Source organism: Streptococcus sp. UBA4344 (genome assembly GCF_002393675.1).
Lineage (GTDB): Bacteria > Bacillota > Bacilli > Lactobacillales > Streptococcaceae > Streptococcus > Streptococcus vicugnae.
This window is the reverse complement of the sequence record NZ_DGTE01000003.1, coordinates 18,100-35,092: the sequence shown is the minus strand read 5'-3', so window position 1 is coordinate 35,092 and position 16,993 is coordinate 18,100. Positions and strand designations below refer to the sequence as shown.

The following is a 16,993-nucleotide window of genomic DNA, read 5'->3' as shown; positions in this document are numbered from 1 at the left end:
TTCATTACAGAACCACGAACTGTAGGACGGACACCCATCCAACGGCTGCGACCAGCTTTACCAAGGTTAACAAGAACTTGTTGTTCGTTACCAACTGTACCGATTGTAGCACGGCAAGTTCCAAGAATCATACGAACTTCGCCTGATTGAAGACGAACAAGAACATATTTACCTTCTTGACCAAGTACTTGTGCAGATGCACCAGCGGCACGAATCAATTCAGCACCTTTACCTGGTTGAAGTTCGATGTTGTGAATAACTGTACCAACAGGGATGTTAGCAAGTGGAAGAGCATTACCAACTTTGATATCTGCATCTGGGCCTGAAACGATACGTTGACCAACTTCAAGACCTTTAGGTGCAAGGATGTAAGCTTTCACACCATCAGTGTAGTGTACAAGAGCGATGTTTGCTGTACGGTTTGGATCGTACTCGATAGTTTTAACAACTGCTTCAACGCCATCTTTGTTACGTTTGAAGTCGATCAAACGGTAGTGACGTTTGTGACCGCCACCTTGGTGACGAACAGTGATGCGACCGTTGTTGTTACGACCAGCTTTGTTTTTAAGTGAAACAAGCAATGATTTCTCAGGAGTGCTTGTAGTGATTTCAGCAAAATCCAAAGAAGTCATATTACGACGACCATTTGTCGTTGGTTTATAAGCTTTAATACCCACGTTATTTCCTCCTTAGATTATTCAGCTTCAGCTGCAAACAACTCGATTGCTTTAGAATCAGCTGTAAGAGTGATGATAGCTTTTTTAGTTTTTGAAGTGAAACCAGTGTAACGACCAACACGTTTAGCTTTTGGTTTAACTGCTACAGTGTTCACGTTTGCAACTTTAACTCCATCAAAAGCAGCTTCAACAGCTTGTTTGATCAAAAGTTTGTGCGCACGAGAGTCAACTTCAAATGTATATTTACCTGCTTCGAGGTCGTACATTGATTTTTCAGTGATAACTGGTTTTTTGATTACGTCGTACAAATTCATTATGCAAGAACCTCCTCGATTGTAGAGATTGCTTCTTTAGTAACAAGAAGTTTGTCGCTGTTTACGATATCAAGAACACTTGCAGTTGTTGCAGTTGCAACTTTAACGTTTGGAAGGTTACGTGCAGAAAGTGCTGCAAATTCATTACCTTCTTCAAGGATTACAAGTACTTTTGAGTCAACGTTAAGAGCTGAAAGTACGTTTGCGAATTCAGCAGTTTTTGGAGCTGCAAATGAAAGGCTTTCTACAGCTACAAATTTTTCTTCAGCAACTTTAGCTGAGTAAACTGATTTCAATGCAAGGCGACGAACTTTTTGTGGAAGTTTGTATCCGTATGAACGTGGAGTTGGTCCGAAGACTACACCACCACCACGCCATTGTGGTGAGCGGATAGAACCTTGACGAGCGCGTCCAGTTCCTTTTTGACGCCATGGTTTACGACCACCACCAGATACTGCAGAGCGGTTTTTAACTGCGTGAGTACCTTGGCGAAGGCTAGCGCGTTGGCTGATAACAACATCAAACACTACTGATTCGTTTGGTTCGATACCGAAGATAGCGTCGTTCAATTCAACTGAGCTAACTTCTTTACCAGTTTGGTCAAATAGTTTTACGTTTGCCATTTTAACTGTTTTCTCCTTTCTTATTATTTAGCAGCCTTAACTGCTGATTTGATAGTGATAAGAGATTTCTTAGCACCTGGTACGTTACCTTTGATAAGGATAACGTTTTTCTCTGGGATAACTTGGACAACTTCAAGGTTTTGGATTGTCACACGGTTACCACCCATACGTCCTGCCAAGTGTTTATTTTTGAAAACACGGTTAGGCGCAACAGGTCCCATAGAACCTGGACGACGGTGATAACGAGAACCGTGAGCCATTGGTCCACGAGCTTGACCATGGCGTTTGATAACACCTTGGAAACCTTTACCTTTAGATGTACCAGTTACATCAACAACATCTCCAGCTTCGAATGTATCAACTGTGATTTCTTGACCAACTTCCAAGCCTTCAATGTTTTTGAATTCACGAATGAAGCGCTTAGGAGCTGTGTTAGCTTTTGCTACATGGCCTTTGGCAGGTTTGTTGCTCAATACTTCACGTTTGTCGTCAAAACCAACTTGAACAGCTTCATAACCGTCTGTTTCAACAGTTTTCACTTGAAGCACAACGTTTGGAGTTGCTTCGATGACAGTAACAGGGATGAATTCACCAGATTCAGTGAAGATTTGAGTCATTCCCACTTTTTTCCCTAAGATTCCTTTTGTCATGAGAAAATATTTCCTTTACTTTATTTATTTAAAAAGTTTTTAATGAGCGTTTTTTATGCTCAAAAAAGTTTTTAACGAGCGTTTTTTGTGCTCAAGAATCAAATCCTTATTAAAGTTTGATTTCTACGTTAACACCACTTGGAAGATCCAATTTCATCAAAGCATCAACTGTTTTTTGAGTTGGGTTGATGATATCGATCAAGCGTTTGTGAGTACGCATTTCGAATTGTTCGCGAGAATCTTTATATTTGTGAGTCGCACGAATAATTGTGTACAAGCTACGTTCAGTTGGAAGTGGAACTGGTCCAGCTACTGAAGCACCTGTACGTGTTGCAGTTTCAACAATTTTTTCTGCCGCTGTGTCAAGTGTACGATGTTCGTATGCTTTCAAACGGATACGGATTTTTTTGTTTGCCATCTTTTTCTCCTTTTCGTCTATTTAAGATAATAGGCTAGCTCCTCAAGAAAACCAACACGTCTTTTGCGTGGCAATGCAACCGAGCGTGTCGCAACCTCTTGTATCATAGCTAAAGTCACTGTATTAACAGCACCAGTATATAATATCAGATTTAACAGTGGTTTGCAAGGATTTTGCACCCTTTTTTCCAATTTTTTAGAAGAAAATGTTTTCAGCAGTTCCTTTCATTTTTTCAATAAAAAAACCAGATTTATATCTGGTCAAAATTTATATTATTTAATAGTAGATTCTTGTAATTTCTTTATATATTTTCGATAGAGGATGTATAGAAAAATCCAACGGAAAATATTGTCTGCTACTGTCGCTAACCAAACTCCCGTTAAACCCAAATTCATGCTTACACCAAGTACGTAACCCGAAATAATTCGGATAACCCACATACCAAAAGTGGTTGCATAAAATGGTAACTTTGCATTTCCTAAACCTTGCCAAGCTGCCGTAAATATCAATGTTCCTGCAGTTGCCGGCCCACCAATAAAAGAATAAAACAAAACAACAAGACTTGCAGTTAAAGCCGCTTGGTTATTAGTAAATAAGTGTGTTAAATAGCCACCCGAAAAGAATACTGTAGCACCAACCAAAAGCATGAGCATAACCGAAATTAGATAAGATTCTCTTACCAGCTGCTTGATTTCTTGAACATTTTTCTTTCCAAGACTATGAGCTACAAGAATCACCGTAGCTGTAGCAACTCCCATTCCTGGCATATAGTTAAATTGGGTTAAGGTCTCACCGATAGCATTTCCTGCTACCACTTCTGTCCCAAACTTAACGATAATAGCCACAATAACAACATCTCCAGCACGCATCATCAAACGTTCACCGGCAGCGGGCAAAGCAATTTTTACCAAGTCACGATCCAAGGTCCACCTGATATTTTTAATGATCTTTTTAATTGGTAACTGGCTCGCTAACATCAAGGTCCCAACTAAGCGCGATAAGACCGTTGAACATGCAACACCAATAATTCCCCAATGAAAAACAAATACAGCTATAGCTGACAAGCCAGCATTCAAAACGTTTGTCAATAAGCTGATGTACATCGGAAGTTGTGGTTTCCCTAGTGCTCGCAAAAACGCGCTCAAGGTCGTCATTAACCCCAAACTAAAAATCAAACCTCCCACAATAGCAAGATATAAACCACCAGCTTGAGTAACAGCTTCTTCAGTGCCGAGCCAAGTCAGAATCGCCTTTCCAAATACAATAGAAATTAAGCCAAGAGCTAAACTTAAACCTAAAGTAATAAGCAAAGACTCAGATTGATAATGGAGAGATTTTTTAGCATTTTTTTCTCCAATGCTCTTAGCAACCAAACTTGAGACCGCTGCACCAAGAGCAATAAAAATAGCCTGATAAATGGTAATAATATTATTAGCCACAGAGACACCAGACACAGCAATGAGACCAACTTGTGCGACAAGATAGTTATCAACCACCCCCATGAGCATCTGCAAAAGATTTTCCATCATGGCTGGAAAGGCCAATCGAATAATTTTCTTTGTTTGTTTCATGTTTCTATCGTAACAAAAAGAAAAGCCGAGAACCAGTCTCAGCTCTTGCTTTTTTAAAGCCCTAGGTACTCCTCAACAGCTTTTTGCATATCGCTTGTTGCGACAACTGTTTTGTGGCGTACTTCAGCTGTTTCAAGTCCGTCAACAGCTTTCGGAATAACAACACCTGATAATTTTTCAAGTTCTTTAACTGCCACAAAATCATCCGCCGGCGCTTGTCCACTAACAGCCTCTACCGCTACACGTGGGAATTTGTATGGGCTAGCAGTTGAGGCAATAACTGTTGGAGTGTGATCACCTGTACGTTCCACATATTTTTGGTAAACAACTGAGGCAACTGCTGTATGAGGATCTTCAATATAATCAGAGGCATCATAAACACGTTTAATTTCAGCAGAAGTTTCAGCTTCTGTTGCATAACCGGCTTCAAACATATCAAGAATAGCTTGATTAGCATCTGAAAGAGTGTATTCTCCTTCTGAAACAAGCTTTTCCATCAACGCTTTAGTTTTTACAGCATCATTACCTAAAAGATGGAAAATCAAACGTTCCAAGTTAGATGATACCAAGATATCCATTGATGGGCTTGTTGTCACTTTAAATTCACGTTTTTTATCATAAGTTCCTGTTGTGAAGAAATCAGTTAGCACTTTATTTTCATTTGAAGCACAGATTAGTTTACCAACTGGAACACCAATTTGACTTGCATAATAAGCTGCTAGAATGTTACCGAAGTTACCTGTTGGCACAGTAAAGTTAACTTTTTCGCCCGCTTTAATATGACCTGCTTTAACAAGTTGTGCGTAAGCATAAACATAGTAAACAACTTGCGGTACCAAACGTCCAACATTCATTGAGTTAGCTGATGAAAATTGTGTTTTGTGCGCAAGAAGTTTTTCACGTAAATCAACATCATTAAACATGCGTTTCACATCTGTTTGAGCATCATCAAAGTTACCAGTAATCGCTACAACATGCGTATTGTTACCAGTTTGCGTTGTCATTTGAAGCTCTTGAATTTTGCTGACGCCATCTTTTGGATAAAAGACAATAATTTCAGTCCCTGGAACATCTGCAAAACCAGCCATAGCAGCTTTACCAGTATCTCCTGATGTTGCTGTTAAAATAACAATTTTATTATCAACACCCTGCTTTTTAGCTGATGTTGTCAAAAGGTATGGCAAGATTGACAAAGCCATATCTTTAAAAGCGATTGTTGAACCATGGAAAAGTTCAAGATTATATTGATCACCTAATTTGACAACCGGAGCAATTGCGGGAGTGTCAAATTTTTCGTCATAGGCAGAATCAATACAATAAGTTAATTCTTCTTCAGTAAAATCATCCAAAAATGCTGATAGAACTAATTTAGCTACTTCTTGATATGAAGCATCTTTCAAAGTTTCAAAATCCAATGCTACTTCTGGAATTGATACAGGGGTAAACAAACCGCCGTCAGTTGCCAATCCTTGTAAAATAGCTTGGCTAGCAGTTACTTTGTTATTTTCGTCGCGAGTTGATTGGTAAATTAACGTCATCACAAATTCCTCATATTTTCAGATAGTCTTGCACCCATTGTATCATAATTATCAGAAAATTTATACAAATTTACGCTATTTATTAAAAAAAGCACTTTTCAGTGCTCTTTTACCTATTCATTACCCCAGCGTGAATCTACTCCAGCAATAGCAATCCAGACATTTGCCAATACATCATAAAATAAGTCAACCACTTCTTTAGCCCCTCTTTTCTCACGTTTTATGTCACATGTATTATAACGCTACAAAGTGCTGATGTAAAGGTGTTTTTTCATCTTTTTTAACGTTATATCTTCTAACATTAAATGATAGTTTTATTATAAAAAAGCCAACCAAAGTTGACTTTTAACGATTAACTATTAGATTCACCCTTTGCAGGTCTTTTAGCGGATTTGTCAATTGCTTTTTGAATTGTTTTAACATAAAGATCTGCTCCTGTGCTGTTCGCATCACTATAGTGAACACCATCAGTTCCATTCCAAATTTCTGAATGATTTGTTGCCGTTTTATACCAATCGGCAATCGTAATATAATCATAAGTTTTTGACAGACTCAATTCATAATCACGCGCTTGTTTAACCTGAGCTTCATCACTAGCATTATACGGTGTCACGATAATTAAACGGTGACCATCAGGCAAAGCATCGATAAATTGTTGGATATCTTCTTGATAATGATCCAAAGAATTTACACCAATCGCAAGCACAGTTGTCTTAGACAAAGTTCCACTTGAAATTTGGTTTTGGAAAATTTCAAAAGCATTATCAAAACTACGACTTACCGCTGCATCTAATTGTGCATTCGGTAATAAATTTGAGAATGCTACACTCGAGCGAAGAGCAACAGAATCACCAATGACAGTGACATCACTTAACGCTCCCGCATCCCCTGCTGTCACAGTGTGAGTACGGTTCAAATTCGTTTGTGCTTGTTGAAGCGAATTAACCAAAAGTCCTGTTTCAAAATTACCCATAGCAGGCGCTGTAGCAACAGTTAACACTGTTACCAAACCTAGCACAGCTGACACACCATAAATCCATTTTTTATAGGGGTGTAAATCCAATGAAATTCCAAATGGCTTAACTGGTTTTCCGGCAAGATAAGGTTCAATCACATAGTAAGATAAAGTTGAAAAGGCTAACGAAAGCACAACAGTCAAAAGAACAGCCAAAGCATTTGACATCAATTGTGTAAAGATAATATAAAACGGCCAGTGGAACAAATAAACCCCATAACTGACATCTGCCAAGTAATTAATAATCGCTGGCTCTTTGGCATTCGGAGTTTGGTCATTTAAGACACGCGCTGCATAAATCATCACCGTAGCAAATAAACTTGCCAAAACAAAACCAAATAAATAGGTAATGCGTTGATCAAATTTCAAGGTGAACATCAAAAGAACTAAAAGTCCTGCGCTCACTAGCATTGTGATAATACTACGTTTCATAGACCATAAACGGACATTCTTTTTAAAACGAATCGTTGTTTCTCTAATACCAGTCATCGTTGCCGCCATGGCCCCTAAGAAGAATGGAAAACTATGTGTCAAAGAAGAGAAGTAAATGGCTGAAACATTATCAACAAAGAATGCTCGAATAAACATCGATAGAAAACTTCCAGCAAAAAAGGCTGCTGAAATGGCAAAAATCAAACTACGGAATTTTGCTAAATTATCCTGATGTCTTCCCAATAACCAAACCAAAAATCCCCAAATCAAATAGAAATGCATCTCTATCGCCAAACTCCACGTGTGAACAAAGAGATGTGGGATAAATTGTGTCTCGTAGTTACCACCCGTAATAATTTCAAAGAAATTCGTTGTAAATCCAATTGCTGCAGCAACTTGACTGCCAATACTTGCCACATAGTCTCTACGTACCAAGTAAGTAAATGGCATAACAATCAAAATCATCAAAATTAATGGCGGAACAATACGATAGAATCGTCTCTTGTAAAAACCTAAAAGAGCAATTTTCTTATTTCTCGAATACTCATCAATCAGCAATGCTGTAATCAAGTAACCTGAAAAAGTAAAGAAAATATCAACACCAATAAAACCACCTGGAAAGGCTGTTTTAAAGAAATGATAGAGTAGAACTAATAAAAGTCCTGTTACCCTAACCATTGAAAACCATTTTATTCTCATTTTTGAAAAATCCCCTGTTTAAAGGTTCCTGTGTATACCTCACCATTTTGTGCGGTCAAAGTTCCCTCGCCATCTGGTTGGCCATTTTTAAATTCACCCTTATAAATCCATCCAGAATGTGAGGTAAAAACTCCTTGACCTTCAAAGACACCATCATTAAAATTACCTTCGTAAGAATCACCATTTTCATAAGTTAACTTACCTTGGCCATTCATACGATGATTAACCACATAACCCGTGTATGTGATCTTACCATTGTCATAAGTCAATGTTGTTTTTGATTTCATCGATAAGGTAAGTACCGATAAACCACAAATGATAAGAATTAAAACCGTCAGAAGTTCAATACGTCCTCGGGTTATTTCGATTTTTTTCATTTCTACTCAACTTCTCTTCTAAGAATTTCTTAGTTGCGCTAGCCATTGTTCACAACCGCACTTAACTAAATCATAGGTAGCATCAAAATCACCAGTAAACCATGGATCTGGTACACCACCATCTACAAAAAGAAAGATTTTATCATCAAATCTACCTTGTGACATTTCTTTTAAATCTGCCACATTATTAGTATCCATACCAATAATAACATCGAAGTCCTGAAAATCTTGGTGTGAAATTTGTTGCGATGATTTTTGGAAATCATATTCAATATGATGCTTTTTAAAAATGCCTTGTGTCCCATGATGAATAGGATTGCCATGCTCCCAACTAGAAGTAGCACGACTTTCAATCACTAACTCGTCATCACAAAGCAAATCTTTCATCACAAATTCAGCCATTGGACTACGACAAATATTTCCTAAGCAAACAAAACAGACTTTTTTCATTCTCTCTCCTACGTAGTCAAACAACTAATAGATAAAAACTTCTTTTATCATTATAACAAAAAAAAGAGCTCTTATCACACGCCAAATTTCCCTTTAGCTTTTGACTTTAAGAAAAAATTAAGCCTATCTTCCTATAATATAGACAATCCTAAAACTTTTCTTTTTCATAATCTCCTGAAAGGACTCCACTTATGGAGTCCTTTCTTTTTTTACAAAAAAGTCCTTAGATAACTAAGAACTTTTAATCATTAACTCTTCTTTAATTCAATTTCTAACAAAACTGCAAAGATAAATTCCACAACCACCATTACTAAACCAAAACTAGTCATACTTGCCACATGCCCCAGTACCAGCGCAAGTATCGGAATAAAAATTGAAAACCCAAGATAAATCTTTGATTTGTAGAGCCAAGAGTAAGGCAAGAGATGTGCTCCGAAAACCATTGCATAAACCATCAACATCTTTGCAGGTAAGGCACTATATACCCACATAACAATCAATAGATAAATCAATTGATTACAAGTAACTAAAAAACCTAATTGACTTAAAGGATTTTCTTTAGAAAAAATATCAACTTTCAGCCATTTTCCTACTAACCAAGAAAGGGGTAATAAAGGACACGAGCAACAAAAAATCAATAGATTCTGCAATTGTATTGTTGCATTTAATGTAGTCACCAAAGTTATCAGCCCCCAGATGATGATGGAAGCAATGATGAATGGTAGACCTTTCTTCTGATTGACAATGATATCTTTTCGTAAAACTTCTAACTCCATAATTCTCCCTTTAAAAACTTTTTTTCAATTATATCACATATCACTGACTCTTTAAAAAGCAAAGAAAGAACCTTGGCAAACCAAGGTTCTTTCCGGAGATTATGAAAAAGAAAAGTTTTAGGATGGTTATAGTATATAAAGCCTTGCTTAAACTTTCCTTAAGATAATATTTATTTCTCTGCAAAAGGATATCCTAAATGTTCATAAGCCTTTGCAGTTGCTACACGACCTGTACGTGTTCGCATAATAAATCCTTTTTGAATCAGATAAGGCTCGTACATATCTTCAACAGTATCACGCTCTTCAGCGATATTAACAGACAGCGTCCCTAAACCAACAGGGCCACCATTATATACTTCAATCATGGTACGCAAGATTTTTTGGTCAATGTAATCAAGTCCCTCATGATCAACATCAAGCATCGTTAATGCTTTATCAGTAATATCTTTTGTAATAATGCCATCTCCCATAATTTGGGCATAGTCACGTACACGTTTTAACAAACGATTCGCAATACGAGGGGTTCCTCGACTACGTCTTGCCAACTCTTGCGCAGCTTCGTGGACAATTTCCATTTCAAAAATATCTGCCGTACGTTCCACAATTTCAGTCAAATCCTCAACAGCATAATATTCCATGTGTCCCGTAATCCCAAAACGAGCACGTAAAGGATTTGACAGCATACCTGCTCGAGTTGTTGCACCAATCAAAGTAAAAGGAGGTAAATCTAAATGAACACTACGACTAGTCTCACCATTACCAATCATAATATCAATATAGAAATCTTCCATCGCACTATAAAGCACCTCTTCTACCGCCATTGGCATACGATGAATTTCATCAATAAACAAAACATCTCCTGGTTCCAAATCATTTAAAATAGCAACCAAATCCCCGGCTTTTTCAATTGCTGGTCCAGATGTTTGTTTGAGATTTACCCCTAATTCATTAGCAATCACAAATGCCATTGTTGTCTTACCAAGACCCGGAGGGCCAAACAATAACACATGGTCAAGCGATTCATCTCGTAATTTAGCAGCTTCAATAAAAATTTTCAGCTGGTTTTTAACTTTATCCTGCCCAATATATTCTTTTAAATATTGAGGACGAAGCGTACGTTCCACAAACTCTTCATCACCCATAATATCATTATCTAAAATTCTACTCATGGCTCTATTATACCAAAACGAAAGCCGTCAGTGAATTATTTTGATAGTTGTTACAATCCCCACCATGCTGTCAACAACGTTGAAAATATCATTCTCATTAGCTTCTTCTACCCTTTCTATAATTTCTAATATTATTGTAATTGGTTAAAAGAAAAAACAACATGACAAAAATGTCATGTTGTTGTATCAATTTTCCATTCTTCTTTTAATTTATTTTCTAAATAAGTATCGCCAACTAACCTTGCAAATAATGTTGCATTGGTAAAAGACCGTTCTGCTGCTGTAAAATCATGTTTAAACTTCAAATAATATTTCCACTCTACCAAACTTAAAATTGGACGACGCTGAAAATCATGAACTTCTGACATAATTTTATCACTCAATTTAATAACACGTTCAATATAATATTCTCGCTCAAACTGGAATGATAAAGCGATGTTATTTAATAACACATTATTTAAAATTAAATCAGTCTCTGGTGACATGTGCTTTTGATTTATCAACCTGCCCATCAAATCATCATAAATAGACAAACTATAGATTCCATCAAATTTCTTAGCGGATGAAAAACAAGCAAAATAAAGGTCAAGCAAAATCAAATCATTTACGTTAAAAACTTTTTTGCGGCTGATCTGACCAAAATAATCATTTAAAATACCTTCACCAAAATTAACATCATCACTAAAGTGAACATCAAATTTTGACTGCATACAATCAATAATCAAACGCTCTTCTTCTGGAATGATATCATAAAACTTTTCAGCAATTTCATCAAAATATTCACTTTTACGATCTAATCTCACTTTATCTCCATACGTAGGCGTTCGCAATAACAAATACTTTAACTCTTCATACCGCTTAGGTAATTCCAAACTGTCACCATCAGTTAGAACACCCAGTTTTACACCTAATTGATTAGCAATAAAACGAGCCTTACTTAAATTAGGTACTGATTGACTTAACTCAATTCTCGCTAATTGTCTGACAGATAATTCTGTTTCATCACCACAGAATTCTTCCCGTGAAATTCCCTTTTCCTCCCGCAGTAAGCGGACCTTCTCCCCAAATTTTTCCACTTCCATCTCCTGTTTATTAAAAATTCTGTATATTCCATATTTTAACATACCGCTTTCATTTAATAAACTATTTTCATTAAAAACAACAAATTTTCTAATAAATGATTTAATAAAAAAACACCTGAGATAATTATCTCAGGTGTTTTTTTAATATTAGTCACCTAAACCGATACGGTTAAAGATTTCATCAACACGTTTAGTGTAGTATGATGGGTTAAATAATTCATCAATTTCTTCTTGTGTTAGACGTGAAGTGACTTCTTCATCAGCTTCAAGAAGTGGTTTGAAGTCAACTTGATTATCCCAAGAATAAGCTGTCTTAGGTTGAACAAGGTCATAAGCTTGTTCACGTGTCATCCCTTTTTCAATCAATTTAAGCATAACACGTTGACTGAAGATAAGACCAAATGTAGAACCCATATTGCGAATCATGTTTTCTGGGAAAACAGTCAAGTTTTTCACGATGTTACCAAAACGGTTAAGCATGTAATCGATAAGAATTGTAGTATCTGGTGAAATGATACGTTCAGCAGATGAGTGTGAGATATCACGTTCATGCCAAAGTGACACGTTTTCGTAAGCTGTAACCATATGACCACGAATAACACGTGCAAGACCTGTCATATTTTCTGAACCGATTGGGTTGCGTTTGTGAGGCATAGCTGAGCTACCTTTTTGACCTTTAGCGAAGAATTCTTCAACTTCACGTTGTTCAGATTTTTGCAGACCACGGATTTCAGTTGCCATACGTTCAATTGATGTTGCAATGCTAGCAAGAACTGCAAAGTATTCTGCATGAAGGTCACGTGGAAGAACTTGTGTTGAAATTTCTTGTGCACGGATACCAAGTTTTTCACACACATAAGCTTCAACAAATGGTGGAATGTTAGCGAAGTTACCAACAGCACCTGAGATTTTACCAGCTTCAACGCCAGCAGCTGCATGTTCAAAACGTTCGATATTACGTTTCATTTCGCTGTACCAAGTTGCCAATTTCAAACCAAAGGTAGTTGGCTCAGCATGGACACCGTGAGTACGTCCCATCATGATAGTAAATTTATGTTCTTTAGCTTTATTAGCAATGATTTCAAGGAAATTGTGCAAATCTTTGCGGATGATTTCGTTAGCTTGTTTGTAAAGGTAACCATAAGCTGTGTCAACAACGTCAGTTGATGTCAAACCATAGTGAACCCATTTACGTTCTTGACCAAGACTTTCAGAAACTGCACGAGTGAAGGCTACAACGTCATGGCGTGTTTGTTGTTCAATTTCCAAAATACGGTCAACGTCAAAACTTGCGTTAGCACGGATTTTAGCCACATCTTCTTTAGGAATTTCTCCTAATTCAGCCCAAGCTTCGTCAGCCAAAATTTCAACTTCAAGCCAAGCTTTGTATTTGTTTTCTTCACTCCAAATTGCCGCCATCTCAGGGCGTGAATAACGATCGATCATGTTTAAGATATTAAGGGTATTAAGCCAATAAGTTTAACACCCTAGCTCCTTTCCTTTTTTAAGTTATATATCAATAAAATAACTAATGCATTTAATTAAAATCTTCTTTGCCAATTTCAACAGATGGATAATGTGACAAAGTTGTCAAATCTGTATCAAGTGGCAAATCATAAGCAGCAAGGTAGTCATTCGGGTACTTACTTGTCAACTCTGCCATTTTTATAGAAATTATAGACTCATCCGAAGAAGCAAAAACTACTTCAACAATAGCCTTGTTCTCACAATTAACATAAGCATGAACAATGATTTTTATCATAGATACCCCCAAGATAACTCTCTAGAAATCCATTCCTTCACCCATTTCCGCAATGGTATCAGGTTCACTACTAAACAAAGTAATGTGTCCCATTTTGCGGTTATGTTTCGCCTCTAGTTTACCATAAAGGTGGAGGTGAGCGCTAGGATTTTCCTTAACATAAGCTTGTGCTTTTTCCATATGTTGTCCGAGAACATTGAGCATTACAGCTGGTTGATGCAAATGAATTTTAGGAAGTGGCAAACCAAGAATGCCCAAAATATGCGTATCAAATTGTGAAAAATCACAAGCCTCAATTGAGTAATGTCCTGAATTATGTGGACGTGGTGCGATTTCATTGACAATGATATCATCAGATGTCGCAAACATTTCAACGCAAAGTGTGCCTGACAAGTCCAATTTTTCAGCAATTTGAATAGCCATTGCTTGCGCCTTTTTAGCTAGCTCATCAGAAATACGAGCTGGCACAATTGTTTTAGATAAAATGTTATTTCGGTGAATATTTTCTTGTACCGGGAAAACGGTCATATCTTTACCATTACCAGATACAATCACTGAAACTTCAAGATCAAAGTCGACAAATTCTTCTAAAACACATTCACAAGAATTAGCTAATTTATTAGCAGCTTCTAAGTCATCTGCTGATTTAATGACAATTTGACCATGGCCATCGTAACCACCAGTGGCTGTTTTCAAAACGTAATTTTTAGACAAATCAATATCTTCAAGATCAAGGCTTGATGTAACGACTTTGTATGGTGCTACTTTTACACCAGCTTTTTGAGATAAGAAATTTTTCTCAAAAATACGGTTTTGTGAAATCCTGAGAAGATCAGTTCCTTGTGGCAATTGATTATCTTTGACAACAGCATCCAAAGCATCTGCATCAACATTTTCAAACTCATATGTGAGAACATCACAGCGCTCTGCTAATTCACGCATTGCCTCAACGTCATCATAAGGCGCTACAATCATATCACTCACACGTGAAGAGGGGCAATCTGCTGTTGGGTCCAACGTAACTACCTTATAACCCATATAGATAGCTGAAATAGCCATCATTTGACCTAATTGACCACCACCGATAATTCCGATTGTTTTAGTCGAGTTCATCAGTTGATGCCTCCGCAGCTTTGCCTTGTTCAATAGCAAAGTTTTCTAGTTTTTCTGCCAAAGCAGCATCTTCAATCGCTAAAATACGAAGAGCTGTCAAAGCAGCATTTTTAGCTCCTGATTCGCCAATAGCCATGGTTGCTACAGGGACACCACCAGGCATTTGAACGATTGAATAAAGAGAATCAAGTCCACTAAGGGCACGTGACTTCACAGGAACACCAATAACTGGAAGTGTTGTTTTTGCTGCAACCATACCAGGTAAGTGAGCAGCACCACCAGCACCAGCAATAATCACTTTAATGCCACGACCTCTTGCTTCTTCGGCATGTTTAAACATCAAATCTGGTGTACGGTGAGCTGAAACAACTTTCTTTTCATACGCCACACCAAATTGATCAAGTACTTCTGCTGTTTTTTTCATGGTAGCCCAATCTGATTGACTACCCATGATAACTGAAATTAATGGTTTCATTATTTTCCTTCCAATTGTTTTATATCTTCGACATCAAGAACGTGATAGCCAAGTGATTTTAATTTTTGAGCAAAGAGCCCGCTTCCTGCCACTTTTTGGCCAGAAAAGTTCCCATCATAAATTTGATTAACACCACAAGATGGACTACGTGATTGCAAAACTGCTAAATCAATGTCTTTTTCAGCAATCTCACTTAGGCAACGCTCAATCCCTTTTTCAAAAAGGTCATCATAACAATTACCAGCAACATCAATCACGTGACCCTCTCGCAATTCAACAGGTTCTCTGGGAGTTGGCAAGCCCGCAAGAACTTCTGGACAAATGGTTATCACTTCCTTATCAGCAACATAGTCCACAAGATCTCGATTGTAATTATGACCACCATTATACTTACATCTTTCTCCCATCAGACATGCACTGACTAGAACACATTTGGGTTTAACGTCCAATTGCTTTACTTCCAATATCGTTTCGATAGAATAAACCACTTGTATCTTGTTGTGATAATTGAGCGTAGATTGCATCCTGAGCTGCTTTGACATCGTCTTTAGTTGTTACCAACATGTAAACACGACCTCCATTTGAAAGCAAAGCTTTGTCATCAGCAAATTTAGCTCCTGCATAATAAGTGATAATGTCACCTAATGTTTTCTCAGGAAGACAAACACCTTTTTCGTAAGCAACTGGATAACCTTCTGAAGCAACCACGACACCAAGAGTAACACCCTCATCTGTCCAAGTAATTTCTGGTTCTTTGTTATCCAAAATATCAGTGATATTTTGAGCAAAATCAGATGTCAAACGTGGCAAAATAACTTGTGTTTCAGGGTCACCAAAACGTGAATTAAATTCAATAACTTTAGGACCATCAGCTGTCAGAATAAGCCCTGCGTATAGAACACCAAGATATGGACGACCTTCAGCAATCATTCCGTTAAGAACTGGTTTAACAATTGTTTCAACGGCTGTGTCAACTACAGACTGTGGTAAGTGTGGCACTGGTGCATAAGCTCCCATACCACCAGTATTAGGACCTTTATCGCCGTCAAAAGCACGTTTGTGGTCTTGGGCTGTTGGCATAACATAGAATTTATCACCATTGACAAAAGCGAACAATGAGAATTCTTCACCATCAAGAAATTCTTCAATAACCACACGCGCACCTGAATCACCAAATTTGTTATCAAGCAACATTTCATGTGCAGCTTCAACGGCTTGTTCTACTGTTTCAGCAACCACAACACCCTTACCAAGTGCTAAACCATCAGCTTTAACAACGATTGGCGCACCATGTTCTTCGATATAGCTCTTTGCTTGCTCAAAATCTGAGAAAGTGCTGTAAGCAGCTGTTGGAACATGGTATTTAGCCATAATTGATTTTGCAAAATCCTTAGACCATTCTAGCTCCGCAGCTGCTTTACTTGGACCAAAAGCTTTCAAGCCCGCAGCATTAAAATCATCAACGATTCCCGCAGCTAAAGCATCATCAGGGCCGATAAATGCCCAAGCAATGTCATTTGCTTTCGCAAAATCAATTAGTTTAGAATGTTCGGAAATTCCGATATTTACTAAATCAAGTCCATCAAGTGTCATCCCATCATTACCAGGTACAACAAAAACCTGGCTCACTTGAGGAGATTCCAACAACTTCTTAGCAATAGCGTGCTCACGCCCGCCAGAGCCAACAACTAAAAGTTTCATAAGAAAAAATACCTCAATAGAAAACAATCACAGGAGCTTAAACTCCAGAATTAACAAAGCACGCAAAAACAAAACATTTTCACGAATTATATAGTTATATTATAACATATTTGTTCGGAAATAGATGGAATTCCTATGATAAGTTTTTAAA

19 protein-coding genes are annotated in these 16,993 nt (G+C 37.5%); all 19 read right to left on the bottom strand.

Features of this window, described 5'->3' with window-relative positions; genetic code table 11:
- Window positions 1-677 (bottom strand): 50S ribosomal protein L2 (gene rplB / locus B4D49_RS00685; RefSeq protein ID WP_286782884.1); only part of this gene is annotated, 677 nt, incomplete at its 3' end.
- 17 nt (window positions 678-694) lie between these two features.
- Window positions 695-991 carry a 50S ribosomal protein L23 gene (locus tag B4D49_RS00680; protein ID WP_286782883.1) on the bottom strand — a complete coding sequence of 99 codons (297 nt, stop codon included), beginning with the start codon at window positions 989-991 and terminating at the stop codon, window positions 695-697.
- Window positions 991-1,614 (bottom strand): 50S ribosomal protein L4, encoded by a 624-nt coding sequence (gene rplD, locus B4D49_RS00675; RefSeq protein ID WP_003067225.1) that lies wholly within the window; start codon window positions 1,612-1,614, stop codon window positions 991-993. The genes B4D49_RS00680 and rplD overlap by 1 nt, the downstream gene beginning before the upstream one ends.
- Window positions 1,615-1,637: 23 nt before the next feature.
- Entirely contained in the window at window positions 1,638-2,264 is a 627-nt protein-coding gene (gene rplC / locus B4D49_RS00670) for a 50S ribosomal protein L3 (RefSeq protein WP_003067226.1), read from the bottom strand.
- Between the two features lie 109 nt (window positions 2,265-2,373).
- Entirely contained in the window at window positions 2,374-2,682 is a 309-nt protein-coding gene (gene rpsJ / locus B4D49_RS00665; protein ID WP_006531319.1) for a 30S ribosomal protein S10, read from the bottom strand.
- Between the two features lie 272 nt (window positions 2,683-2,954).
- Entirely contained in the window at window positions 2,955-4,253 is a 1,299-nt protein-coding gene (locus B4D49_RS00660) for an MATE family efflux transporter (RefSeq protein WP_199545147.1), read from the bottom strand.
- 53 nt (window positions 4,254-4,306) lie between these two features.
- Window positions 4,307-5,791: a threonine synthase gene (gene thrC / locus B4D49_RS00655; protein WP_286782882.1), complete on the bottom strand. Its 1,485-nt coding sequence runs from the start codon at window positions 5,789-5,791 to the stop codon at window positions 4,307-4,309.
- 352 nt (window positions 5,792-6,143) lie between these two features.
- Window positions 6,144-7,937 carry an acyltransferase family protein gene (locus B4D49_RS00650; protein ID WP_286782881.1) on the bottom strand — a complete coding sequence of 598 codons (1,794 nt, stop codon included), beginning with the start codon at window positions 7,935-7,937 and terminating at the stop codon, window positions 6,144-6,146.
- Complete coding sequence (locus B4D49_RS00645) at window positions 7,934-8,314, bottom strand: hypothetical protein (protein WP_286782880.1); 381 nt, start codon at window positions 8,312-8,314, stop codon at window positions 7,934-7,936. The genes B4D49_RS00650 and B4D49_RS00645 overlap by 4 nt, the downstream gene beginning before the upstream one ends.
- An 18-nt stretch (window positions 8,315-8,332) precedes the next feature.
- Window positions 8,333-8,764 carry a low molecular weight protein-tyrosine-phosphatase gene (locus B4D49_RS00640; protein WP_286782879.1) on the bottom strand — a complete coding sequence of 144 codons (432 nt, stop codon included), beginning with the start codon at window positions 8,762-8,764 and terminating at the stop codon, window positions 8,333-8,335.
- A 248-nt stretch (window positions 8,765-9,012) separates the two neighbouring features.
- On the bottom strand, window positions 9,013-9,540 hold the full coding sequence (locus B4D49_RS00635; RefSeq protein WP_286782878.1) for a DUF7010 family protein: 528 nt from the start codon (window positions 9,538-9,540) through the stop codon (window positions 9,013-9,015).
- 170 nt (window positions 9,541-9,710) lie between these two features.
- Window positions 9,711-10,709, bottom strand: a complete 999-nt coding sequence (gene ruvB, locus B4D49_RS00630) for a Holliday junction branch migration DNA helicase RuvB (protein WP_199545139.1) — start codon at window positions 10,707-10,709, stop codon at window positions 9,711-9,713.
- 173 nt (window positions 10,710-10,882) lie between these two features.
- On the bottom strand, window positions 10,883-11,791 hold the full coding sequence (locus tag B4D49_RS00625) for a helix-turn-helix domain-containing protein (protein ID WP_286782886.1): 909 nt from the start codon (window positions 11,789-11,791) through the stop codon (window positions 10,883-10,885).
- 147 nt (window positions 11,792-11,938) lie between these two features.
- Complete coding sequence (gene purB / locus B4D49_RS00620; RefSeq protein WP_009853197.1) at window positions 11,939-13,237, bottom strand: adenylosuccinate lyase; 1,299 nt, start codon at window positions 13,235-13,237, stop codon at window positions 11,939-11,941.
- A gap of 91 nt (window positions 13,238-13,328) precedes the next feature.
- On the bottom strand, window positions 13,329-13,553 hold the full coding sequence (locus B4D49_RS00615) for a phosphoribosylaminoimidazole carboxylase (protein WP_132868892.1): 225 nt from the start codon (window positions 13,551-13,553) through the stop codon (window positions 13,329-13,331).
- A 21-nt stretch (window positions 13,554-13,574) separates the two neighbouring features.
- Window positions 13,575-14,666 (bottom strand): 5-(carboxyamino)imidazole ribonucleotide synthase, encoded by a 1,092-nt coding sequence (gene purK, locus B4D49_RS00610; RefSeq protein WP_132868893.1) that lies wholly within the window; start codon window positions 14,664-14,666, stop codon window positions 13,575-13,577.
- Window positions 14,653-15,141, bottom strand: coding sequence for a 5-(carboxyamino)imidazole ribonucleotide mutase (gene purE / locus B4D49_RS00605; RefSeq protein ID WP_286782877.1), 489 nt, complete (start codon window positions 15,139-15,141; stop codon window positions 14,653-14,655). The genes purK and purE overlap by 14 nt, the downstream gene beginning before the upstream one ends.
- Complete coding sequence (locus B4D49_RS00600) at window positions 15,141-15,590, bottom strand: DUF523 domain-containing protein (protein WP_422664319.1); 450 nt, start codon at window positions 15,588-15,590, stop codon at window positions 15,141-15,143. The genes purE and B4D49_RS00600 overlap by 1 nt, the downstream gene beginning before the upstream one ends.
- Entirely contained in the window at window positions 15,580-16,842 is a 1,263-nt protein-coding gene (gene purD, locus B4D49_RS00595) for a phosphoribosylamine--glycine ligase (protein WP_286782876.1), read from the bottom strand. Before purD ends, B4D49_RS00600 begins: the two co-directional genes overlap by 11 nt.
- Window positions 16,843-16,993: the final 151 nt, after the last annotated feature.